General features: G+C 64.3%; 17 protein-coding genes, 2 tRNA genes and 2 rRNA genes (1 of these 21 cut by a window edge). 12 read left to right on the top strand and 9 right to left on the bottom strand.

Annotated features, from left to right (window positions below):
- Window positions 1-10 precede the first annotated feature (10 nt).
- The 3 genes from ACQR07_RS11680 to cyoB all read left to right on the top strand — a co-directional run bounded on the left by ACQR07_RS11680 (window position 11) and on the right by cyoB (window position 4928).
- Complete coding sequence (locus ACQR07_RS11680) at window positions 11-919, top strand: flagellin (protein WP_434902444.1); 909 nt, start codon at window positions 11-13, stop codon at window positions 917-919.
- Window positions 920-1142: 223 nt separating this feature from the next.
- Window positions 1143-2912, top strand: coding sequence for an SDR family oxidoreductase (locus tag ACQR07_RS11675; RefSeq protein ID WP_434902443.1), 1770 nt, complete (start codon window positions 1143-1145; stop codon window positions 2910-2912).
- A gap of 12 nt (window positions 2913-2924) precedes the next feature.
- Window positions 2925-4928: a cytochrome o ubiquinol oxidase subunit I gene (gene cyoB, locus ACQR07_RS11670; RefSeq protein ID WP_434902442.1), complete on the top strand. Its 2004-nt coding sequence runs from the start codon at window positions 2925-2927 to the stop codon at window positions 4926-4928.
- Window positions 4929-4983: 55 nt separating this feature from the next.
- On the opposite strand, the gene ACQR07_RS11665 is transcribed toward cyoB, so the two are convergent.
- The 8 genes from ACQR07_RS11665 to ACQR07_RS11630 form a co-directional block, all read right to left on the bottom strand.
- Entirely contained in the window at window positions 4984-5526 is a 543-nt protein-coding gene (locus ACQR07_RS11665; RefSeq protein ID WP_434902441.1) for a hypothetical protein, read from the bottom strand.
- 160 nt (window positions 5527-5686) lie between these two features.
- Window positions 5687-6097 (bottom strand): BA14K family protein, encoded by a 411-nt coding sequence (locus ACQR07_RS11660; protein WP_434902440.1) that lies wholly within the window; start codon window positions 6095-6097, stop codon window positions 5687-5689.
- Window positions 6098-6253: 156 nt separating this feature from the next.
- Window positions 6254-6592, bottom strand: coding sequence for a hypothetical protein (locus ACQR07_RS11655; RefSeq protein WP_434902439.1), 339 nt, complete (start codon window positions 6590-6592; stop codon window positions 6254-6256).
- 123 nt (window positions 6593-6715) lie between these two features.
- Window positions 6716-7501 carry an alpha/beta fold hydrolase gene (locus ACQR07_RS11650; RefSeq protein ID WP_434902438.1) on the bottom strand — a complete coding sequence of 262 codons (786 nt, stop codon included), beginning with the start codon at window positions 7499-7501 and terminating at the stop codon, window positions 6716-6718.
- A gap of 3 nt (window positions 7502-7504) precedes the next feature.
- Complete coding sequence (locus ACQR07_RS11645; protein ID WP_434902437.1) at window positions 7505-8800, bottom strand: O-acetylhomoserine aminocarboxypropyltransferase; 1296 nt, start codon at window positions 8798-8800, stop codon at window positions 7505-7507.
- 614 nt (window positions 8801-9414) lie between these two features.
- The gene (locus ACQR07_RS11640; RefSeq protein WP_434902436.1) at window positions 9415-10035 is read right to left on the bottom strand and encodes a nitroreductase family protein; all 621 of its coding nucleotides are present in this window, start codon (window positions 10033-10035) and stop codon (window positions 9415-9417) included.
- An 81-nt stretch (window positions 10036-10116) separates the two neighbouring features.
- The gene (locus ACQR07_RS11635; protein ID WP_434902435.1) at window positions 10117-11115 is read right to left on the bottom strand and encodes an aliphatic sulfonate ABC transporter substrate-binding protein; all 999 of its coding nucleotides are present in this window, start codon (window positions 11113-11115) and stop codon (window positions 10117-10119) included.
- A gap of 1075 nt (window positions 11116-12190) precedes the next feature.
- The gene (locus tag ACQR07_RS11630) at window positions 12191-12865 is read right to left on the bottom strand and encodes a TetR family transcriptional regulator (protein ID WP_434902434.1); all 675 of its coding nucleotides are present in this window, start codon (window positions 12863-12865) and stop codon (window positions 12191-12193) included.
- Between the two features lie 92 nt (window positions 12866-12957).
- Between ACQR07_RS11630 and ACQR07_RS11625 the strand changes: the two genes are divergently transcribed.
- Together ACQR07_RS11625 and ACQR07_RS11620 are read left to right on the top strand one after the other, a co-directional pair.
- The gene (locus ACQR07_RS11625; protein WP_434902433.1) at window positions 12958-13620 is read left to right on the top strand and encodes an O-methyltransferase; all 663 of its coding nucleotides are present in this window, start codon (window positions 12958-12960) and stop codon (window positions 13618-13620) included.
- A 78-nt stretch (window positions 13621-13698) separates the two neighbouring features.
- Entirely contained in the window at window positions 13699-14346 is a 648-nt protein-coding gene (locus ACQR07_RS11620) for an aspartate/glutamate racemase family protein (protein WP_434902432.1), read from the top strand.
- 16 nt (window positions 14347-14362) lie between these two features.
- Here ACQR07_RS11620 and ACQR07_RS11615 read toward each other — a convergent pair whose 3' ends face one another.
- Window positions 14363-15721 (bottom strand): LLM class flavin-dependent oxidoreductase, encoded by a 1359-nt coding sequence (locus ACQR07_RS11615; RefSeq protein ID WP_434902431.1) that lies wholly within the window; start codon window positions 15719-15721, stop codon window positions 14363-14365.
- Window positions 15722-15908: 187 nt separating this feature from the next.
- Between ACQR07_RS11615 and ACQR07_RS11610 the strand changes: the two genes are divergently transcribed.
- From ACQR07_RS11610 to ACQR07_RS11580, 7 genes are all read left to right on the top strand, one after another.
- Window positions 15909-17573 (top strand): tannase/feruloyl esterase family alpha/beta hydrolase, encoded by a 1665-nt coding sequence (locus tag ACQR07_RS11610; RefSeq protein WP_434902430.1) that lies wholly within the window; start codon window positions 15909-15911, stop codon window positions 17571-17573.
- A 144-nt stretch (window positions 17574-17717) separates the two neighbouring features.
- A complete protein-coding gene (locus ACQR07_RS11605) occupies window positions 17718-17927 on the top strand; it encodes a PRC-barrel domain containing protein (RefSeq protein ID WP_434902429.1) in 210 nt (69 codons plus the stop codon).
- Between the two features lie 333 nt (window positions 17928-18260).
- On the top strand, window positions 18261-18485 hold the full coding sequence (locus tag ACQR07_RS11600; protein ID WP_434902428.1) for a hypothetical protein: 225 nt from the start codon (window positions 18261-18263) through the stop codon (window positions 18483-18485).
- Between the two features lie 944 nt (window positions 18486-19429).
- Window positions 19430-20918 (top strand): 16S ribosomal RNA (locus tag ACQR07_RS11595).
- Window positions 20919-21178: 260 nt separating this feature from the next.
- Window positions 21179-21255, top strand: a tRNA-Ile gene (locus ACQR07_RS11590).
- 155 nt (window positions 21256-21410) lie between these two features.
- A tRNA-Ala gene (locus ACQR07_RS11585) sits at window positions 21411-21486 on the top strand.
- 492 nt (window positions 21487-21978) lie between these two features.
- Window positions 21979-23017, top strand: a 23S ribosomal RNA gene (locus ACQR07_RS11580); it runs 1807 nt beyond the window's last position.
- Together the 16S and 23S rRNA genes with 2 tRNA genes alongside form the textbook arrangement of a ribosomal RNA operon.

Here is a 23017-nt window from a genome sequence, read left to right as displayed (position 1 = left end):
AAACCATGCCATGACGATGCGGATCGCGACATTTGCCAATGCCGACCAGATGATCGTGAGCGCGCTGCGGACGCAGGCCACGATGGCCAATCTGCAGGTCCAGGAGGCCTCGGGGCTGAGGTCTGAATATCTCGCCGAGTACGGCGCGGACACCCAGCACGTGGTCAATCTGCAGGTCTCGGTGACACGGGCCCAGTCCTACATCGACTCTGCGACTCTGGCCGACAGCAAGGTGCAGGTCATGTACTCCGCCGTAGGGCAGGTATCCGACATCGTCACGCAGTTGCGTTCGGCCCTGAGTGCTGCGAGCTCCGGAAGCAGCACCGGAACGGCCTCGGCCATCAGCTCTGCGCAGCAATTGCTGCAGCAGATGGCCGCCATTCTGAACACGCAATATGACGGGCAGCACCTGTTCGGCGGGGCGCGAACGTCGGCAGCGGCGGTCGACACGTCGACCTTCGCCTCTGGAACCGGATCGCTGACGACCGCCGATACAAGCTATTATCAGGGCGACGGAGAGCTGGCGTCGGTCCGTGTGTCCGATGGCCAATCGGTCACCTATGGCGTGACGGCCGACAATGCCGCCTTCGAGGAGGTGATGCGGGTGCTGAAATTCGTCGCGAACAGCTCGACCCTGTCGACGACCGACATCACCTCCGCCCTGACACTCGCCGACCAAGCCGTCGATGACGTTGCGACCGTGCAAGCCAAGCTGTCGGACGCCGCCTCGCGGATCGAGAGCGCCAAGTCGCAGCAGACCGACTTCAAGAGCTTTGCCGAGAGCCTCGCGACCGAGCTGACCAGCGTCGACGTCGCCGCCGTCACCGCGCAACTGTCGACCTACCAGGCGCAGCTGACGGCGTCCTATACGGCAATCTCCAAAATCCAGAGCCTGAATCTCGCCAGCTACCTCCGCTGACGGCTGGCCGGGCGCCATTCCGCGCTGCGTTACGCCGGCGTTCAGACCTTCAGATCAGGGTCTGGCAGAACTGCCTGGAACGGTCGGCCGGATCGTCCGTGTGCTGGCTCGCTCGGCGGTCCCGCCAGGGCGGCAGTGCAGCGCAATAGCCTCGGCGCCGCGGATTGAAACCATGATGCGCTCCGGAGGTTTGTTGACCGGCAACACGTCGGCGGATCGCTCCATGACCCAACACAATCAGCTTCGAAGCCTCGGCCACGGACTGCGCGCGGTTGCGGACAATGCGTGGATCGTCGATGCCGGTCGCATCAGTGCCGCCGGCCTGCCGCTGCCGGTCCGCATGACGGTGATCCGCCTGTCGAGCGGCGATCTGCTGCTGCACTCGCCGACCCGGTATTCTCTGGCGCTGCGCGAGCAATTGGAACAGCTCGGCCCGATCAAATATCTGCTCGCGCCAAACGTGGCCCATTGGATGTTCCTGCCGGACTGGCAGTCGGCGCTGCCCGAGGCGCGACTTTACGCAGCACCAGGGCTTGCCGATCGGAAACAGGTCCGCCGCAGCCGTCTGCGCATCGATCGCGAGCTGACCGGTGTCGCACCGGACGAGTGGTCCGAGGACCTGCAGCTCGTCCTCGTCGCCGCGCCGCTGTTCACCGAGGTCGAGCTGTTTCATAAGCCGAGCCGCACGCTCGTTCTGACTGATCTCGTCCAGAATCTGGCGCCCGAAGGGCTGTCGATGCTGCCCCGTGCAGCCGCAAGAGTTCTCGGGATCACGGCGCCCGACGGCAAGGCGCCGGCCTATCTGCGCCTGCTGCTTCGCTTGGGCGGCCGCGCGGTTCAGCTTGCGGCGGCGCGGCTGATTGCGTTGGCGCCCGAGCGCGTCATCTTTGCGCATGGGCGATGGTTTGAGACCGGCGGCACCACGCAATTGCGCCGCTCCCTCGGCTGGCTGCTGGATGCCTCGCCCGAGGCGAGGCGACTGATCCGGGACTTGCGAGGAACCCGTGTCGTCGTCACCGGCGCATCCAGCGGCATCGGCCGGGCGACGGCGCTCGCGCTGGCGCGGGAGGGCGCCAGCCTGGTCCTGGCGGCGCGCCGCGAGGATGTGCTGAAGGACGTCGCGACGGAGTGTGAGACGCTGGGCGGACGCGCCATCGCAGTCGGAACCGATGTCACCGATGCGGAGGCTGTGAAACACCTTGCCGACCGCGCTGTGCAGACGTTCGGCGGCATCGATGTGTGGATCAACAACGCCGGAACCGGAGTGTTCGGCGCCTATCAGGATGCGGACATCGCGCTTCATCGAAAGACCATCGAGGTCAATCTGCTGGGCACGATGAACGGCGCTTATGCGGCGCTGCCGACCTTCCTGCAGCAGCGGCGTGGAACGTTGATCAACAACATCTCGCTGGGCGGGTGGGCGCCGACGCCATTCGCCGCCGCCTACACCGCCAGCAAGTTCGGTTTGCGCGGCTTCTCGGCCAGCCTTCGCCAGGAACTCGCGGCTCACAGGGATATCCACGTCTGCAGCGTATTTCCGGCGATGGTCGACACGCCCGGTTTCGTCCACGGCGCCAATGTGTCCGGTCGCAATCTGGATCCCGGACCGCTGCTGTATCGCCCCGAGGACGTCGCCGACACCTTCGTCCAACTGATCCATGCGCCGCGCGACGAAGTCGCCGTCGGCTGGCCGGCGCGGCTCGGGCAGATCTCCTACGCGCTGGCACGCCGGCCGACCGAGCGGCTGGTGAGCACCGCCTTCCGCTTCCTGCTCGCGCGTGCCAAAGGCGCTCCGCGCAGCACAGGCGCCGTGCTGGCGCCCATCACCGCCGGTACCGCCGTCAGCGGCGGCTGGCTCGGGCGCAAGGGGCTGCCGCCGGCAGGACAACTGAGCAGGATCGGCCTGGCCGTCGGCCTTGGCGGACTTGCGCTCATCATGATCTCCCGCGGGCGCCGACCGCATCGTGCATCGCGCGCACACTCGCGCCGCTGATCCGGAGGCTGCATGCTCGGCAAGCTCACCTGGGCGGCGATCCCGTTCGGCCAGCCCATTCCGCTGGTCGCTGCAGGGATCGTGCTTGTCGCCATCCTCGGCGTCCTGCTCTGGGTGTTCTTGAAGGGGTACGTCCCTTACCTCTGGCGCGAGTGGATCACGAGCGTGGATCACAAGCGCATCGGTGTGATGTACATCCTGCTCGCCTTCGTTATGCTGCTGCGCGGCGGCACCGACGCGATCATGATGCGCCTGCAACAGGCGGTCGCGTTCCACTCCAACGGCTATCTGCCGCCGGAGCATTACAATCAGATCTTCTCCGCGCACGGCACGATCATGATCTTCTTCGTCGCCATGCCGTTCGTGATCGGCCTGATGAATCTCGTGGTGCCGTTGCAACTGGGCGTGCGCGACGTCGCATTTCCGACGCTGAACTCCGTCGGCTTCTGGCTGACCGCGACCGGCGCTCTGCTGGTCAACCTCTCGCTGGTGGTCGGCGAGTTCGCCCGCACCGGCTGGCTGCCGTTCCCGCCGCTGTCGGAGCTGACCTATTCGCCCGGCGTGGGCGTCGACTACTACATCTGGGCTTTGGAGATCTCCGGGGTCGGGACGCTGGTCAGCGGCATCAACCTGGTCACGACCGTTCTGAAGCTGCGCACCACGGGCATGAGCTATCTGCGCATGCCGATGTTCTGCTGGACCACGCTGGCCTCCAATCTGCTCATCGTCGCGGCGTTCCCAATCCTGACGGCGACGCTGACGATGCTGATGCTCGACCGCTATTTCGGCTTTCATTTCTTCACCAACGAGGCCGGCGGCAACATGATGATGTTCATGAACCTGATCTGGGCCTGGGGACATCCCGAGGTCTACATCCTGGTTCTGCCGGCCTTCGGCATCTATTCGGAGGTGGTCGCGACATTCTCGAGCAAGTCGCTGTTCGGCTATCGCTCCATGGTGCTGGCAACGATGGCGATCTGCGTGGTCTCCTTCATGGTCTGGCTGCACCACTTCTTCACAATGGGGGCAGGGCCGGACGTGAATGCGATCTTCGGCATTGCCAGCATGATCATCGCCGTGCCGACGGGCGTGAAGATCTACAACTGGCTGTTCACGATGTATGGCGGGCGTGTCAGGTTCACGACGCCGATGCTGTGGTCGGTCGGCTTCATGATTACGTTCATGATCGGCGGCTTGACCGGGGTGCTGGTCGCGGTGCCGCCGGCGGACTTTCTGTTGCACAACAGCCTTTTCCTAGTCGCCCATTTCCACAACGTGATCATCGGCGGCGTGCTGTTCGGGGTGTTTGCGGGCGTCACTTACTGGTTTCCCAAGGCGTTCGGTTTTCGTTTGTATGAGAGCTGGGGGAAGGCGGCGTTCTGGTTCACCTTGATCGGCTTCTACGTCACCTTCATGCCGCTCTACGCGGTCGGCCTGCTCGGCATGACCCGGCGCATGCAGCATTACGACCTCGCCGAATGGCGTCCCTGGCTGGCGGCGGCGACATTCGGCACGGCGCTGCTCGCAATCGGCGTCATCCTCCAGATCCTGCAGCTCGTCTTCAGCATCAGGGATCGCGAGCTGCTGCGCGACACGACCGGCGATCCCTGGGACGGCCGCTCGCTGGAATGGGCGACCTCCTCGCCGCCGCCGGTGTTCAACTTTGCGGTGATGCCGAATGTCACGGGGCAGGATGCGTATTGGCGGATCAAGGAAAACGCAAAAGACCAGCAGCTTCACACCAGGGAAAAGGATCATCGGGATATCGAGCTGCCAAGGAACTCCCCAACGGGATTCGTCTGCGCATTCTTCGCGACCCTCATGGGGTTCGCGCTGATCTGGCATATCTGGTGGATGGTCGCGCTTGGCGCAATGGGAGCGTTCGCGACGTTCGTGGCATTTGCGTGGCGCGATCACGACGAGTACGTCATCCCCGCGGCGGAGGTCGCGCGGATCGATCAAGGCATCATCGCGGCGCGGCAGCAGGGGCTGTCGTCTCCGGGGGGCGGCGCCTGAGGCAATAGGCTTCGGTGCGGGCCGGCAGACCGGCCGCACCGAAGCTAGATCAATCTTACCAGCGATGATGTGTGCGGATCACGCCGTGGCCGCGGCCATGTCCAAAATGGCGTCCACCGTGCCAGCCATGGTGATGGCCCCAGGCTGGACCACGGTAATAGCCGTAGCTGTGCCGCCAGGGCCGCGGGCCGTACGCGTAGCTGCGATAGACCCGGCGCGGCGCGTAGCTGTAGCCATAGCCGCTGTAGTACGGGCGTGAATACGAATAGGCGGGATAGTAGCCGCCGCTATAGCCGTAATAGGGCGAGCTGGCATAGCCATAGCCGCCGTAATAAGGCGAGTAGCCGCCGTAATAGCGGGGCGCTGCGATCGCCGATCCGATCACGGCGCCCGCCAGCAGGCCCGCGCCGATCGCGGCGCCGCCGCCCCAGCCGCCATGCCAGCCGCCGTAGCGGACCTGGACGGCGTGCGAGCTCTCAGGGCCCGGCTTCGCGGCCGACGACAGCGCCGTCAGCGGCGCGGCGGAGGCGGTTTGCAGTGTTGACAAGGACAAGGCGCCGGCGATCGCGAGCGTCGCTGCGGCTTTGAAGGTGACCATCCTGAGTTCTCCCGTTGCTGTCAGGGTGTTGCTCAAACCGGATGCGTGCAGCTTCGTTGCAGCTGTCGGGCGGACCGATTGTCGCGCATCCTTGGTCTAAGGGAACGACCGTGTTGAGGAGCGGTCGATGCCGGATACCGGCATCGACCACGCGTTGTCGTCATGGGCAGGAGTGCCGGCGGCCGTCACGGCCGAGATAGGTGCCTGAGGCCGGATCAAACGACCGATAGCGCTGAGCGCAGTAGACCTCGGACTCGCTGGCCTGGGCGCGGCTGTTGGCGATCGCGCCGCCGATGATCGCGCCGGCGGCGAGCCCGCCGAGGGCGGCGGCGCCAGCGCCGTTGTGGTGATGGCGATAGCCGTACTGATAGCCGTGGCGGCGGCCGAGGCCGGGATGCCAGTCGTGTCCGCCGCGCCAATGGCGGTACTGAACCTGCTCAACGCCGGCCGCCGGGCCGGTTGACGTGCTGGCCGGATGGTTCGGCAGCAAAGGTGCGGCGGCGAGGGGCGTTGCCGCGGAGAGTGTCATGGTCCCGATCGCGGCGACCGTCAAAAGTTTGCGCAGCTGCATCTGCGTGCTCCTTTCTGTTCTTGAGATGTGAGGAGCAACGTTTCGCCGCAATGGCCCGTTCCGCGTCTTGGTGCTGCCCGATCGGTGGCACAAGGTCGCATGAATGCCACAATGTCGCAGCGGCCTCGCAAGGCCGCCGCAACGTGTTTGAAGACGTCAGTGCGGCGGCAGACCGTTGCGCACACCCTTCGTGCTCGGCGAGCCGCCGCCGAAGCTGTTCGACGAGTTACCGGCGGCTGATCCGGTGCCCGTGGCGGTCCCCGATCCGTTGCCGATGCCGCCCGGGCCGGAGGCTCCTGTCCCTGCGCCCGTCGTGCCGCCACTGCCCATGCCGCCACTGCCAGTGCTGCCACCGGCGCCCGCGCCAGCACCGGCTCCTGCACCACCCGCGCCGCCACCTGCACCACCGCCGCCGGCGCCCTGAGCCAGGGCTGCGCCGACCGAGCCGGCTGCAATCACCGTCGCCGCGAAAATCGTGAGAATTGTCTTCCGCATTTTTGCGCTCCTTGAGGTTTCACCAACCACCAATCGAGCGCCTCACGCGACGTTCCTAATTGCAGCCTGTGGCGATCTCGCGCCGTCTCGGCCGGGTCCACGGGCGGAACAAGGGTTCATTGCTCAACTAACAACGAGCGCATCGAGTAGCGCGTCCGGACATTCCGCCATCATCGTATGTCCCGCACCGGGCAGCACGATCGTGCGCGCCTGCGAGATCGCAGCCGCAAGCGCCTTGCCGGCCTTCACCGGGGTCATCATGTCCTTCTCGCCGAGGATCACGCGTGTCGGAACTTCGATCTTCGCCGCCGATGCCAGCGCATCCTGATAGTTGTTGCAGGCGGCGAGGTCGTTGAACAGTACGCCCGGCGCGCAGCGCTCCAGCGTCGCCTGGGCGCCGCCATGCATCCACAGCCCCGGCGCGCGGCTGCCGCCGAGCTCGGCGGCAAAACCGAGGCCCCAGATCGAGACCATGTCGATGGCGGCGTGGTCATTGGCTTCGGCGGCCTTGAGGAGATCGGGCCCGACCGTCATTGTCGCAGCCGTTCCGATCAGGCTCAGCGCCGAGACGCGATCGGGGTGGCGGGCCGCCGCATCGAGCGCGATCAGCGAGCCCATCGAGTGGCCGATGAGATGCGCCGGCTTGGCGTTCACCGCCTGCAACAGCGCAATGATCCAGTCGGCCATCGCCGCGATGGTCGGCAGAGCAGGGCCTGCAGACCGGCCGTGGCCGGGCATATCAGGCGCCAGCACGGCAAAGCCGTGATGGGCGAACCAGCGGCTGTGCAGCGCCCACACCGAATGGTCGAAGCCGGCGCCATGCACGAACACGACGGCGGGAAGGGTGGGATCGAAGTCGCGACCACCGGTCGCCGCGAAAACGTCGCGATCAGCAATGGACAGCTGCATGGCTCACACCTTCTGCGAGGCGCGCAGCGCCTGTCCGAGATCGTCGATGATGTCGCTGGCCGACTCGATGCCGACCGACAGCCGGATCAACTCCTCGCCGATGCCGGCGGCCGCGAGCTGCGCCGCGTCCATCTGCTGATGCGTGGTCGACGCCGGATGAATCACCAGCGTCTTGGCATCGCCGACATTGGCGAGATGGCTGATCAGCTTCAGGCTCTCGATGAACTTCCGCCCGGCGGGCCGGCCGCCCTTGATGCCGAACGAAACGATCGAGCCGGCGCCGCGGGGCAGCAGTTCCTTCGCGAGCGCATGGTCGGGATGTGTCTCCAGCGACGGATGCAGCACCCAGTCGACGGCCTTGTTGGTCGTGAGCGCAGCGAGCACCGCACTGGTGTTCGCGACATGGCGCTCCATGCGCAGATGCAGCGTCTCGACGCCCTGCAGCAGGTGAAACGCGTTGGTCGGCGACAGGCAGGCGCCGAAATCGCGCAGGCCTTCGGTGCGCGCGCGCATGATGAAGGCGGCGGCGCCGAACTGCTCGTCGAAGACGATGCCGTGATAGCCGGCATAGGGCTCGGTCAGCTGCGGGAATTTGCCGGACGCGCGCCAATCGAACCGGCCGCCATCGACGAGGACGCCGCCGATGGCGATGCCATGGCCGCCGAGCCACTTGGTCGCCGAATGCATCACGATGTCGGCGCCCTGGGCGATCGGCTGGCTGAGATAGGGCGTGGCGAAGGTGTTGTCGATCAACAGCGGCACGCCGGCGTCATGCGCGATCGCGGACACCCTCGGAATGTCGAGCACCTCGAGGCCCGGGTTGCCGAGCGTCTCGCCGATCAGCAGCCGTGTGTTCGGCCGGATCGCTGCACGAAAGCCGTCGAGGTCGCGCGGCTTGACGAAGCTCGTGGTGATGCCGAAGCGCGGCAGCGTGTGCGCCAGCAGGTTGATGGTGCCGCCATAGAGCGACGACGACGCGACGATGTGGTCGCCGGCATTGAGCAGGGTGGCGATGGCCATATGCAGCGCCGCCTGTCCGCTGGCGGTGCAGACCGCGCCGACGCCGCCTTCCAGCGCCGCCAGCCGCTCTTCGAGCACGGCTGTCGTCGGATTGGAGATGCGGGTGTAGATATGGCCGGCGCGCTCGAGGTTGAACAAAGCGGCGGCGTGCTCGGTGTCGTCGAACACGTAGGACGTCGTCTGATAGATCGGCACCGCGCGGGCGCCGGTCGCGGGATCCGGGTGCTGGCCCGCATGCAGGCTCAGGGTCTCGAAGGCAGGCGGTTTCGGCGGCGGCATGCGATATCAGCTTTCGTCTGACGATGGTGCTGCTTTCTGCCACAGATTCCGCCGGGCGTCAGGGGCGGTGCCGGGGCAGGGTGGTGCGGTGGCCTCATGGTTCTCAAGGCGATGCGATAGCATCGCCTGAACGCGCCGCGATGCGGCGCTCCTCACCATGAGGGTCAAAAGCCGACGGCGGCACTGCATACGGACCATGAACACGTTGGCCGCGTGCTTGTGGAAAGCAACCTTATGGAGAAGTGGAAAACCAATCGACCTTGCCGCGGGCGGGACGGCCGTGACTGCGCCCTCGCCCCCAAGGCGAAGCAAAAGCTTCGCCAGGGTGGGAGAGGGCATGCATGGCAGCGCAACGATCTCGGTCGGGTGAGGGGTCTGTCTCAACGAGTTGCGCTCGCGGAGAGAACCCCTCACCCAACCGAGTCTGCGGATCGGCCGGCGCTGCCCTCTCCCACCCTGGCGAAGCTTTTGCTTCGCCTTGGGGGCGAGGGCACTGCATTGCGCAGCGGTGCGGAGGTAGCAGCTTGGTTCGAACGAGATCATCAAAAGATCAGACATCGAGACCATCCGCCCAGCGGCGGCGCCATCACGCCGCCCCCGAGCACTTCCATGCGTCAACCGCCAAAGCTCTTCGGAAACAGGCCCGACGCGGCGATCTCTGCGATGGCCAGGCGGGCGCTCGGCTTCTCACGCTCCTTGAGCATGGCCGGCAGCTTCTCGCCGTCACCCTTGCGGCCGACTGCGATCGCGATATCGACGGCGAAGCCATCGGGCACGCCCAGCGCCGTCTGTGCGGCGGCGACGTCGAAGCCGCTCATGCCGTGGGTGGCCCAGCCGGACAGCGCCGCCTGGTTGGCGAAGTTGGCCCAGGCGGCGCCGGCGTCGAAGGAATGCGTGCGGGTCGGCGCCGGCTCGGTCTTGCCGGCCGGGATGAAGGTCTTCTTCGACAGCACGTAGACCAGCGCTGCGGCATGCTGGGCCCAGCCGCGGTTGAACTCGACGAGCGGCGCCAGGAAGGTGTCGAACTCGGCCGAGCCGCGCAGCGCGTACAGAAAGCGCCAGGGCTGCGAATTATAGGAGGAGGGCGCCCAGCGCGCCGCCTCGATGAAGGTCAGAAGCGCGCTCTCCGGCAGCGCCTCGTCGGTGAAGCCGCGCGGCGACCAGCGGTCGACGAAGATGCGATGTGCGGGGTGCTCGGTGCTGCGGTCGGTCGGCGGCGGAAGTTGGGCAGTCAAGGTGGTCTCCTTCGTTTAGGCTCGTCATCGGGCCCCGGGCTCCGCGCCGTTGCGGAGATCGGTTCCAGTGTCTTCTGTGGCTCACGGCGCCTTCGGTGTCCAGATCGCCAATGCCGACGTGTCCACCTTCGCCGGCAGAACGTGCTCGGCAAAAAAAGCGTCGGCGATCTTCTGCTGCTCCGACAGGCCTGCGGCCGTGACCGCGCCGACCTGGTAGGAGCGGTGGCTGTTGGCCTCCTCGACGGTTGCGGCATCGATGCCCCAGAGCGCCGCGAGCTGACTCGCCGCTGCCGCCGGGTTCGCCTTCACCCATTTGCCGGTGTCGACGAGCCTGCCATAGATGACGTTGAGCGCGTCGCCGTGCTTCGCGGCGTAATCGGCCGACGCGAGGTAGTAGCGCTTGTAGTTGGCCAGCCCATCGCGGCCGTCAGTGAGCACGCGCGCGCCCGACTGCCGGATCGTGCTGGTCAGGAACGGATCCCACGCCACCCAGGCATCGACATTGTTGCTGACGAAGGCGGTGCGGCCGTCGGCGGGCGGCAGATAGGCCGGGGTGATGTCCTTGAAGGTGAGGCCGGCCTTGGCGAGCGCTGACAGCAGCAGATAGTGGCTGCCGGCGCCCTTGGTCACCGCGATCTTCTTGCCTTTCAGATCGGTCAGCGATTTCACCGGCGAGGCCGTTGCCACCAGGATGGCCTGCGCCGAGGGCGAGGCGGCTTCCTCCGCGACATAAGCGAGCTTGGCGCCGGCGGCCTGCGCGAACACCGGGACAGTGTCGGCGACGTCGGCACCGACATCGATGCTGCCGATATTGATTGCTTCGAGGAGGGGGAGACCGCTGGAGAATTCGTGCCAGCTGATCTTGATGTCCAGCGGCGCCAGCGCCTTCTCCAGCTCGCCATTGGCCTTGAGCAGCGCGATCAAGGTCGAGGATTTCTGATAGCCGATGCGCAGCGTTTCTGCTGCGTCCGCTCTCGGGGCCGCGAGCGCGCCGAGCAGTGCCACGGCCAGCGCCATCAGGCTGCGGCGAACCAGATCAACGTGGCGTGCGGGACGATGTGGACCGCTGAAAGGCGTCATCTGGCAAATCTCCTGAAGGCGAATGCATGAAATGCTCTTGAGATCATTCGCAGGATCGCTGCCCCTGGGCAATTTTGCAGATCGGTCGGGATGGGGATCAATCTTCTTCCTTCCGCCGCGCCGGGAGAAATCCGTTCCTTCTCGAACGAGGCGCAATCAGACAGCCGTCCATGAACTCGCGACGCGCCAGGCGCCCGAGATGTCTCTGCCGTTCGTCCCTCCTTGGGAGAGGGCACAGGGAAGGCCGGGCATCGACTGACACCCATGGCCCGCCTGCAGAAAAAAATGCAGGCGGCAGGAACCACAGGTTCAGCCGGACATCCGGCCCTCCCTGCGCAACGGGCTTACGGCTTATACGCGATCTCCCCGGTGCGCCGTGCTTTCTGGCCACCGTCGTCGGCAGGACACCCCTCGGCATCCCGCCCACTTGATACTAGCGTCGGAGTATCAGGACCACGCGACTTCGCCGTCCGGCTCCCATCGTTCGTCGGCATGCTTGACGCACGCTGCGACGAGACCCGGCCATCGCATCCCACCCGACGCTTCGTGACGTTCGCGAAACGCCCCTCTCTCGATCGGGCGGGATGAGGCGATACAATCACGAATTCCGAAAAAAAGAAACAAGAATATTTTTCGTGGCGGGACTGGACAGGCAAATCAGCGTTGAGAATGCGGGAGAATTTAGCTCTCTGGCGCAGGCGAGGACGCGTGTTTCTAACCTCTACAGCCTGTTGGCAGGGCTGTCGCGTACGCAGATTGGAGTTTTGCGTTCGTCTGTCTCCACATCGTCATGGCCGGGCTTGTCCCGGCCATCCACGTCGTTCAGCATCCTGAGAACGGCGTGGATGCCCGGGACAAGCCCGGGCATGACGGAGCAACTAGCTGGCAGGTTTGCTTATCGCGAGAGCCCGACATCGACATATGCGATAGCACTACCGTCTGCGGGGGGAGGTCGGACTACATCAAAGATGTGATCCGATTGATGGTGGTGTCACGGGTCCTTATAGGAACACTCGTGCGGCTGCCCCTCACCCCGACCCTCTCCCCGTGAAGAACGGGGAGAGGGAGTGCACCGTCATCGCGGTGAGACGCGCGAGGACGTTCCGGCGCGATGTCGTTGCCGCGCGCCGGCCTTCTCCAGATACGCGCAGAACATGTCCGCCATCGCGTCGGCATAGGCCGCAATCTCCGCGCGGCTGCGCGGCGTGTCGGAGAAGTGTTTGCCGACCTGGCTCAGCGTCGTCTTGATCAGGTCGGCGGCCCGCGCGCGCTCGGAGTCGGTCGCGTTGGGCAGCGCCTCGCGCATGAACGCCAGCATGGCGCGGCGGCTGCTCGCCTGCGCCTTCTTCGATTCCGGCGCGTCGCGATACAGCGGGGCGGCATCGTCGAGGGCGCCGCGGACCGCCGCCTCGTCGCATTCCGATTGCAGGAAGGCGTGGACGAGCGCGCGGAGGCGTATCAGTGGCGGACGGCTGTTGTCATCCAGGATGCCGTGCAGAAGTTCCGTGGTCTGCTGCCACTCGTCGCTCTGCAGCCGGAACAGGATGGCGGCCTTGTTCGGGAAGTACTGATAGAGCGAGCCGATGCTGACACCCGCCTTCTCGGCGACGCGCGCGGTGGTGAAGCGCTGCGCGCCTTCCGTCGTCAAAACCTGAACAGCCGCCTGCAGGATGGCCGCGACGAGGTCGGTCGAGCGCGTCTGTTGCGGCTGTTTTCGCGCAGAAATCGAGGCTTTTCGAGCTGACGCCATGGCGTGGTCCGGAATGCGATTAGCGAATGCGACTGATTATTCGTATTTTGACCGGGACGCAAACCACACCTCTCGAGACCACGGAGTACTCCATGATCACTCTCACCACCCAGCCGGTCGCATCGCTGCTGGATCGCCTTCTCGCGGAGGCCGCGCTGCTGCGCCCGGAGACGAGTCCGGCCTTCGCCGGCATGCAGCAACGCGGCGAAGAGCTGATGCGCAGCAAGTCCGGCCATGTCGAGCTCTACACGCAGCTCAAGGACTTTCCCCTGCCGGTGTCGCGGGACACCGGCCTGCTGCTCTACATGCTGGCGCGCAGCTTCGGGGCCAGATCGATCGTCGAGTTCGGCACCTCGTTCGGCATCTCGACGCTGTTTCTGGCCGCGGCGTTGCGCGACAATGGCGGCGGCCGGTTGATCACCACCGAGTTCGAGTCGTCCAAGGTCGCTCGTGCCCGCAAGCATCTGGCCGAAGGTGGCCTGCTCGATCTGGTCGAGATCCGTGAAGGCGATGCGCTGCAGACGCTCGGTCGCGATCTCCCCGAGACGATCGATCTCGTGCTGCTCGATGGCGCCAAACCGCTGTATGGCGACGTCCTGGCGCTGCTGGAGAGCCGGCTCAGCGCGGGCGCGTTCATCGTGGCCGACAATGCGGACTATTGCCCTGATTATCTCGCTCACGTCCGCTCTCCGGCCAACGGCTATCTCTCGGTGCCGTTCGGCGACGAGGTCGAGCTGTCGATGCGGATCGGGTGAGCCCAACGGGCAGGAGTTGACGGCCGGCCGGCGATTGGTCAGGAGAGAGTTCCGTCATCGTGGACGCCCGCAAGCTTCATGCCTCGCATCCTCCTGATCAATCCCAACAGCTCGGCGGAGACCACCGCGATGATGGTCTCGATTGCCGCGGCCTGCTGTGCAGGGCGGGCCGAAGTGGTCGGCGCGACGGCAACGCGGGCACCGGCCATGATCACCGACGGCGCCGCGCTTGCGGCGTCGGCCGCGGAGGTCATCGAGGTCGGGCGCGCTCATCTGGCGCATTGCGACGGCATCATCGTCGCCGCGTTCGGCGATCCCGGGGCCGCCGAGCTGCGCAGGGCCTGTCCGCTGCCGGTGGTGGGAATCGGCGAAGCGTCGATGCGCGAGGCCGGGGCAGGCGGGCGGCGCTTCGGCGTCGCCACGGTGACGCCGGCGCTGGTTTCGAGCATCGCGGATGCCGCAGACAGGCTGGGTCTGTCGGCGCAGTTCACGGGGACGCGCCTCACGCCGGGTGATCCGACCGTGCTCGCGGCAGATCCGGCGCGTCTCGCCACGGCGCTCGCGGAGGCCGTGCGCGGCTGCATCGCGGACGGTGCCGATGCCGTCATCATCGGCGGCGGGCCGCTGGCGCAGGCGGCCGACCAGCTGCAGCCGCAATTCGCCGTGCCAATCATCAAGCCGATCGCGGCGGCGGTGTCGCAACTGCTGCAGCTGCTGTCCGCGTGAGCGGGGTGCGTCGGGCCTACGGCCGGTAGCTTGCCGCCGGATGCGGCGCGGCGAGCCGCGCGCGGCCGAACATTTTTTCGCGCAACGTGCCCGGTTGATACGCCTTCTTGTAGCGGCCGCGCCTGGTCAGCTCCGGCACCAGCATGTCGGCGACATCGGCAAAACTCTCCGGCGACAGCGCAAACGCAAGGTTGAGACCGTCGACGCCGGTCTGCTCGATCCAACTTTCGATGAGATCGGCGACCTTGGCCGGCGAGCCGACGAACACCGGGCCGATGCCGCCGATGCCGACATGCTCGGCAACCTCGCGCACGGTCCAGACCCGGTCGGGATCGGCGCGGGTGACGTTGTCCATCGCGCTGCGGCCGGCATCGTTAAGCACGTGGCGGACCTGCTGGTCGAGGTCGTAGGTCGAGAAGTCGACGCCGGTCCAGCCGGACATCAGGGTCAGCGACGCCTCGTGGTCGATGTAGCGGCGATAGTCGGCGAATTTTGCTTCCGCCTCCGCATCGGTCTCGCCGAGCACCACGGTGGCAATGCTGAAGATCACGATGTCGGTGCCTGCGCGGCCGGCCTCGACCGCGGCCTGGCGGATCGCGGCGACGCGCGGCGCGATGATCTTCGCGGATGGGCCGGACATGAACACGCATTCGGCGTGGCGGCCGGCGAACACGCGGCCGCGCGGCGAGGTGCCGGCCTGGTACAGCACCGGCGTCCGCTGCGGCGACGGCTCGCACAGATGAATGGCGTCGAGCTGGTAGTTCTCGCCCTGATGGCTGACGCGGTGGACCTTCGCCGGATCGGTGAAGATGCCGCTGACGCGGTCGCGCTTGACGGCGTCGTCCTCCCAGCTGCCTTCCCACAGCTTGTAGACCACCTCCATGTACTCGTCGGCGACGTCGTAGCGGTCGTCATGCGCGGTCTGGCGCTCTTTCCCCATGCCGCGCGCGGCGCTGTCGAGATAGCCGGTGACGATGTTCCAGCCGATGCGGCCCTCGGTGAGGTGGTCGAGCGTCGACATCCGCCGCGCGAACGGGTAGGGCGGCTCGTAGGACAGCGTGCAGGTGACGCCGAAGCCGAGGTGGGAGGTCGCCGCGGCCATCGCCGAGATCAGCATCATCGGATCATTGACCGGCACCTGGATGGCATGGCGCAGCGCCGCGTCGGGGGTGCCGCCATAGACGTCGTAGACGCCGAGCACGTCGGCGAGGAACAGGCCGTCGAAGCGGCCGCGCTCCAGCGTCTTGGCGAGGTCGAGCCAGTAGGGCAGGCGGTTATAGTCGGAGGAGCGGTCACGCGGATGCCGCCAAAGCCCGGGCGACTGGTGCCCGACGCAGTTCATCGCAAACGCATTCAACCGGATGTCCGCAGCCATGATGTCCCTCGACGCCTTCCGTAGGGGACCAGATGGCACGCTTCGGCTGACGTTTTCAATTGCGTCCGTGCGCACGGCCGCTTGCGAGCCGCGCAGGCTTGGCTATGGTTTGACGTGATCGAGCGCGCTGCAAGGCAATGACGGCGCGGGTACAGGCTCAAGGGCCGCGTTGGGGAGGAATAGATTGATGCAGATCCGGGTCACGGCACTGGCCGCGTTCTTGCTGAGCTCTTCGGCCATGGCATCCGCCCATGCCGAGGATTTCAAGGCGAGCTGTGCCGCGCTGACGCAGGGCTTTTCCGGCAGTGGCCGCATCGTCACATCGGAATTCGTCGCCGCTGGTGGCGTGCAGCTTGCCCCGCCGGCGCCCGCAGGCGTGACGAGCCCGGCGCCGGACCATTGCCTGATCCGCGGCAAGATCAACGAGCGCACCGGCATCGACGGCAAGCCCTATGCTATCGGCTACGAGCTGCGATTGCCCGCGACGTGGAATGGCAAGTTCGTGTTCCAGGGCGGCGGCGGCGTCGACGGCGTGCTCCGCCCGGCGCTCGGCCTCGTGACCGGCGCAACGCCACCCAATGCCCTGTCCAACGGCTATGCCGCGGCCTCGACCGACTCCGGCCATCTCGAGGAGCCGGGTCCGCTCGGGCCGTACCAGTTCGGCCTTGATCCGCAGGCGCGGCGCGACAAGGGCTACAGCTCGATCCCGCCGGTGGCCGCGGCCGCGAAGGGCGCGACCGAGAAGCTGTACGGCAATTCGCCCCGGCGCTCCTATTTCGCCGGCTGTTCGAACGGCGGCCGCCAGGCGATGGCGGTGACGCAGCGCTTTCCCGAGCTGTTCGACGGCGTCATCTCCGGTGCGCCGGCCTATCGCGTGCCGCTCGCCGGCATCGACGTGATCGTGCAGGAGCAGGCGCTGCTGGCGATCGCGCCGCCCGGCCCGGACGGCAAGGCCGATGTCGGCAGCGCGCTGACCGACGAGGATCTGAAACTTGTGGCCGATGGCGTGACCGCAGCGTGCGATGCCGCCGATGGCGCCAAGGACGGCATGGTGCAGGACGTCATGGCCTGCCGGTTCGATCCGGCGGTGCTTGCCTGCAAGGACGGTGAGAGCGCGCAATGCCTGTCCGCGCCCAAGCTGAAGGCCATCAAGCTGATGTTCGACGGCAGCCGCAATGCGATGGGCGGGCTGATCTATTCGCGCTGGCCCTATGACCCCGGCCTCGCCTCGCCGGGCTGGCGCGCGTGGAAGCTCGGCACGCCCAAATCCAGCCCGCCGAATGCGCGCAACCTGACGCTGATCGCCGGCGGCGTGCCCTATGATTTCATGAGCCCGCCGGAGACGCCGACCGATCTGGTCGCCTGGGTGCGCAATTTCGACATCGACCGCGACGTGCCCAAGGTGATGAAGGGCGCCGGCGGCTTCGATGCCGGGATGGAATATGAGGCGGCGACCTCGACCGATCTCGACAAGTTCAAGTCGAAAGGCGGCAAGATGCTGTTCTACCACGGCACCGCCGATCCGATCTTCTCGGCGCTCGATACGGTCGACTATGTCGACCAGCTGAAGAAGAAATACGGCGACGCTGACGGCTTCGCGCGGCTGTTCCTGGTTCCCGGCATGAACCATTGCGGCGGTGGACCGGCGACCGACCAGTTCGACGCGCTGAGCGCGCTGGATGCCTGGGTGGAGGGCAAGGCGGCGGCGCCCGAGACCATCCGCGCCACCGCGCGGAAGGCGCCCGACGTGCCCTGGCCGGGCCGTACCCGCGATCTCTGCGCGTTCCCGAAGGTGCTGACCTACAAGGGCAGCGGCAGCCTCGAGGACGCGGCGAGCTTCGAATGCCGCTGACTGAATCGTGCACGTCGCCGCAGCGGCGTGCACGATCGCTTGAGGGTGGTTGACGCGGGACGGTGCAACGCCGATCTACCGGCCAGCGCCGGCCTGTCTCCGCAGCGTTGCGGCTCGTTCCGATCAGCCCACACACGTTCCCTCATGGTTGCCGTCAAGACGCGAGCCTTCACCATCCTGTCCGAGTTCGAGCATGCCCAGACGGAGCTGATCGGGAAATGCGTCGCCTTGAGCGACGGCAAGGCCGGAACCGTGGAGCAGGTCCATCTCGACGAGTTGCACGGCCTGCGCATCACGATCACGGGCCATGACGGCCGCTGGCCGGTGTCGACCATCAAGTTCGCGCAGCGCTGAGCAGCGCGGCGCCTTCGGGAATATTCCGATCAAGGGAACAGAGTGATGGTGCGCTCGCATGGTGTGATGCGGCGAGCCGTTCCGCATTCAGGTTGAAAACGCCGAACCGGATTGGCTCCTGTGCGGCGCGCCGCCAAATATGGATGCCCGTATCAATTGATACACCGCGGGCGCGCTGCAGCGGCTAGCCTCGACGCTCACCGGCGCGGCCATCCAACTCCGCTCCGCCGCGTTGAAATCCTCGGTCGCTACCGATTCACTTATGTTGATGCGCGCGTCAGGTCCTAATTTAGGGTTGTCGACGCGCTGAAATGAAACCGGATCCATTCTCGCATGGAAGAAAGCCAGAAGAAACGGCGCCGGCGCGTCAAGCAGACCATGACGCTGGCCGAGCGGTTGCTGCAAGCGGCGCGTGAGGCGCGCGACATCGCGAAACATCTGCCGCCAGGCATCGAGCAGGCGAGGCATTTGCGCCGCGCCCGCGAAGCCGAGGCCATCGTCGAGCTCGATCGCTTCCTGAAGGCGCCGGCACGCAGCACGCCGCCGCGGCCGCGCTAGCTCGCGCGCATCGGAAGAGCAGGGCGGCCGCATCGGGCCGGTGATCTTCCTGAGCTTGTGGCAACAGGGCTGACCAATCCGCGCGAGCAGGTGCTCGGCGTCGCCGCAGGCCAGCAGGACGCGCACGGAAATACCATCTGTCACTCGGCGATCCCGGACGCACCGGATGGCGTCATCGCAAGACCCACATCGAGGCGCATCCGACGACAGCTGAGCGCGCCTGGGCCGCGGCCGAGCATGTGTGCGATGCCGCGAGTGGCGACCTCGAGCTCGGCGGTGCGCTGGATCCTTGCGGAAGATCTCGTCCGCATGTGCATCCGCGCTCGTGTCGTTCGCTGTTGCAACCTCGGACGAGCAATTTCTGACGCTGCGCGCGGCATCCGTTCCAAAATGGAACGGAAACGGCGTGTGACGGGGCAGAGCGCGGGATGCGACAGCGCTATCCACAATTCTGCACAGCCGTCGCAAAAAGTTCTTGCACGGGATGCGGCGCCGCACTATCTCACCACCACGCCAGCCGGACATCACTGATGACTGAGGCGCCCGACTTTCGGGCCTGATGTTGTTTTTTCTGCTGACTGGCTCCTGAGTTTTTCTTCAAAAAAAGCTCTTGACGGTCTCCGAAAATCAGCTATTTGAAGCGCCCCGGCAACGGGCACTTCGACGGTGAAAGGGACCAGAGAAGTTGATGTACTAAGTAGTTCGAGGCGAACTAATTAGTACGGGCTGTTTGACAAGTGAAGATGAAGAAAGAGAAACGTGGACGGCGGAGTCCTTGCGGGTCTCGGGATTGAGAGCTTCGGCTTTTGGTTCTGGGATCGGACGAGAAGACTTCGGCGGACAATGTTTCAAAGGTAACACCATGGTCTTTGCGCTGTGAAGCGCGGGATCGATTGGTGGGACCTCGTCAAACGTTGTGATCAGCCGGTTCAAAGCTTCAAGTTCAACTTGAGAGTTTGATCCTGGCTCAGAGCGAACGCTGGCGGCAGGCTTAACACATGCAAGTCGAGCGGGCGTAGCAATACGTCAGCGGCAGACGGGTGAGTAACGCGTGGGAACGTACCTTTTGGTTCGGAACAACACAGGGAAACTTGTGCTAATACCGGATAAGCCCTTACGGGGAAAGATTTATCGCCGAAAGATCGGCCCGCGTCTGATTAGCTAGTTGGTGGGGTAAAGGCCCACCAAGGCGACGATCAGTAGCTGGTCTGAGAGGATGATCAGCCACATTGGGACTGAGACACGGCCCAAACTCCTACGGGAGGCAGCAGTGGGGAATATTGGACAATGGGGGCAACCCTGATCCAGCCATGCCGCGTGAGTGATGAAGGCCCTAGGGTTGTAAAGCTCTTTTGTGCGGGAAGATAATGACGGTACCGCAAGAATAAGCCCCGGCTAACTTCGTGCCAGCAGCCGCGGTAATACGAAGGGGGCTAGCGTTGCTCGGAATCACTGGGCGTAAAGGGTGCGTAGGCGGGTCTTTAAGTCAGGGGTGAAATCCTGGAGCTCAACTCCAGAACTGCCTTTGATACTGAAGATCTTGAGTTCGGGAGAGGTGAGTGGAACTGCGAGTGTAGAGGTGAAATTCGTAGATATTCGCAAGAACACCAGTGGCGAAGGCGGCTCACTGGCCCGATACTGACGCTGAGGCACGAAAGCGTGGGGAGCAAACAGGATTAGATACCCTGGTAGTCCACGCCGTAAACGATGAATGCCAGCCGTTAGTGGGTTTACTCACTAGTGGCGCAGCTAACGCTTTAAGCATTCCGCCTGGGGAGTACGGTCGCAAGATTAAAACTCAAAGGAATTGACGGGGGCCCGCACAAGCGGTGGAGCATGTGGTTTAATTCGACGCAACGCGCAGAACCTTACCAGCCCTTGACATGTTTGGGACCGGTCGCAGAGACGTGACCTTCTCTTCGGAGCCCGAAACACAGGTGCTGCATGGCTGTCGTCAGCTCGTGTCGTGAGATGTTGGGTTAAGTCCCGCAACGAGCGCAACCCCCGTCCTTAGTTGCTACCATTTAGTTGAGCACTCTAAGGAGACTGCCGGTGATAAGCCGCGAGGAAGGTGGGGATGACGTCAAGTCCTCATGGCCCTTACGGGCTGGGCTACACACGTGCTACAATGGCGGTGACAGTGGGAAGCTAAGGGGTGACCCTTCGCAAATCTCAAAAAGCCGTCTCAGTTCGGATTGGGCTCTGCAACTCGAGCCCATGAAGTTGGAATCGCTAGTAATCGTGGATCAGCACGCCACGGTGAATACGTTCCCGGGCCTTGTACACACCGCCCGTCACACCATGGGAGTTGGCTTTACCTGAAGGCGGTGCGCTAACCAGCAATGGAGGCAGCCGACCACGGTAGGGTCAGCGACTGGGGTGAAGTCGTAACAAGGTAGCCGTAGGGGAACCTGCGGCTGGATCACCTCCTTTCTAAGGATGGCTCTTCAGTCTGACCGTTAGGATCGCAAGATCTTGGGGTCACGATCTTCGGATCGCGCACTATCGAGCTGTTTTAGAAACATCAGGGACCAACACGATCGCCAGATCGGGTTGAGTTCCATTGGCGGGATTTCGCCGTCTTCGTTTCTCTTTCTTCGCGGACGAACACGCTGCCTGGGGCTGCGCGGTTGCTGCTTTTGCTCTGTAGGCTTGGCCTCTTGGGGCGGGGTGGTGACGAGCTTCGAGCGTTAGGGCTTGTAGCTCAGTTGGTTAGAGCGCGCGCTTGATAAGCGTGAGGTCGGAAGTTCAAGTCTTCCCAGGCCCACCAGCCTTCGCGCCTACCGGCGCTTCGGCTCGGCAAGCCAGAAGATGCGCGAAGGCTGTCGCGCCGTAGCCCGCAAGGGCGAAGGCGGACTGGTCAACGCGAGCTTCGGTTAGCCATCGTCTCGACGATCGCGCTGCTGCATTCGTCTTTCCGAGTATGGGGCCTTAGCTCAGCTGGGAGAGCGCGTGCTTTGCAAGCATGAGGTCGTCGGTTCGATCCCGACAGGCTCCACCAGCCTTCGCAGGCTGCGCCTGCTTCGGCTCGGCAAGCCGTCTGTGCAGCGAAGGCTGTCGCGCCGGAGCTCGAAAGAGCGGAGGCGGACTTAGCGCCTGGCGTGTTCAACATTCGTCCGCGAGACAACATTTCGCATCTTCTGGTCCTCACCGGGACTACAGAAGACTGCGTGTTATCTGACATCGTGAAGAGGAGATCGATCCGAGTAGGGTCGTGCAATGAGCGCCACCGCGCAAGCGGTCCGCGTTCGACTTTGCACCGACGCCTTCACTATCTCCGGGTCATTTCGGCGCAAGTATCGAGCTGTGAAGCTTGTCACTTGTTGTAAATGACTCTGTTCGCCGCGCTTGACCGCACGGCGATCGGTTCGATCTTAAGAAGCAAGCTGGTCTTTCTAATCATTGTCCTGCAGCTCATCTGACGCTTGTCCCTCGGGGCAGGTGAGGTGGCTGACAACATTCTGCCGAGTGTGTGGACATTGATAATGAGAGCAATCAAGTGCCTTAAGGGTGTTCGGTGGATGCCTTGGCGCTGAGAGGCGATGAAGGACGTGCTACGCTGCGATAAGCCGTGGGGAGCTGCGAAGAAGCTTTGATCCGCGGATTTCCGAATGGGGAAACCCACCTTCGATAGCCGGAGCTCCAAGACCTCGAGTCTTGGTGTTCAATTGGGAGACCGAGAGAATTCAAGGCCGTGAGGTTTTGGATTTCCGGTTATCAAGAGAAGGTATGAGATCTCTGAATACATAGGAGGTTTCAAGCAAACCCAGGGAACTGAAACATCTAAGTACCTGGAGGAAAGGACATCAACCGAGACTCCGCTAGTAGTGGCGAGCGAACGCGGACCAGGCCAGTCATGAATGTAAGCCAACCAGAACCTGTCAGGAAAGCAGGGCCTCAGAGGGTGATAGCCCCGTATGGGTAATGCAAGCATTCATGCTCGAGTAAGGCGGGACACGTGCAATCCTGTCTGAACATGGGGGGACCACCCTCCAAGCCTAAGTACTCCTCAGCGACCGATAGTGAACCAGTACCGTGAGGGAAAGGTGAAAAGCACCCCGACGAGGGGAGTGAAATAGACCTGAAACCGGACACCTACAAACAGACGGAGCCCAAGATGCGTTCTGGGTGACGTCGTACCTTTTGTATTATGGGCCAGCGACTTAATTTAACGAGCAAGCTTAAGCCGATAGGCGTAGGCGTAGCGAAAGCGAGTCTGAATAGGGCGTCAAGTTCGTTGTATTAGACCCGAAACCTAGTGATCTAGCCATGAGCAGGTTGAAGGTGAGGTAACACTCACTGGAGGACCGAACGGGTGCCTGTTGAAAAAGGCTCCGATGACTTGTGGTTAGGGGTGAAAGGCCAATCAAACTGGGAAATAGCTGGTTCTCCGCGAAAGATATTTAGGTATCGCCTCGGACGAATACCTCAGGGGGTAGAGCACTGGATGGGCTAGGGGGACTTACCGTCTTACCAAACCCAACCAAACTCCGAATACCTGAGAGTACTATCCGGGAGTCACACGGCGGGTG

It is taken from the genome of Bradyrhizobium sp. HKCCYLS20291, from assembly GCF_051167715.1.
Classification (GTDB): domain Bacteria; phylum Pseudomonadota; class Alphaproteobacteria; order Rhizobiales; family Xanthobacteraceae; genus Bradyrhizobium.
The sequence above is the reverse complement of the archived record's forward strand: the minus strand, read 5'-3'. Positions and strand labels throughout refer to the sequence as shown.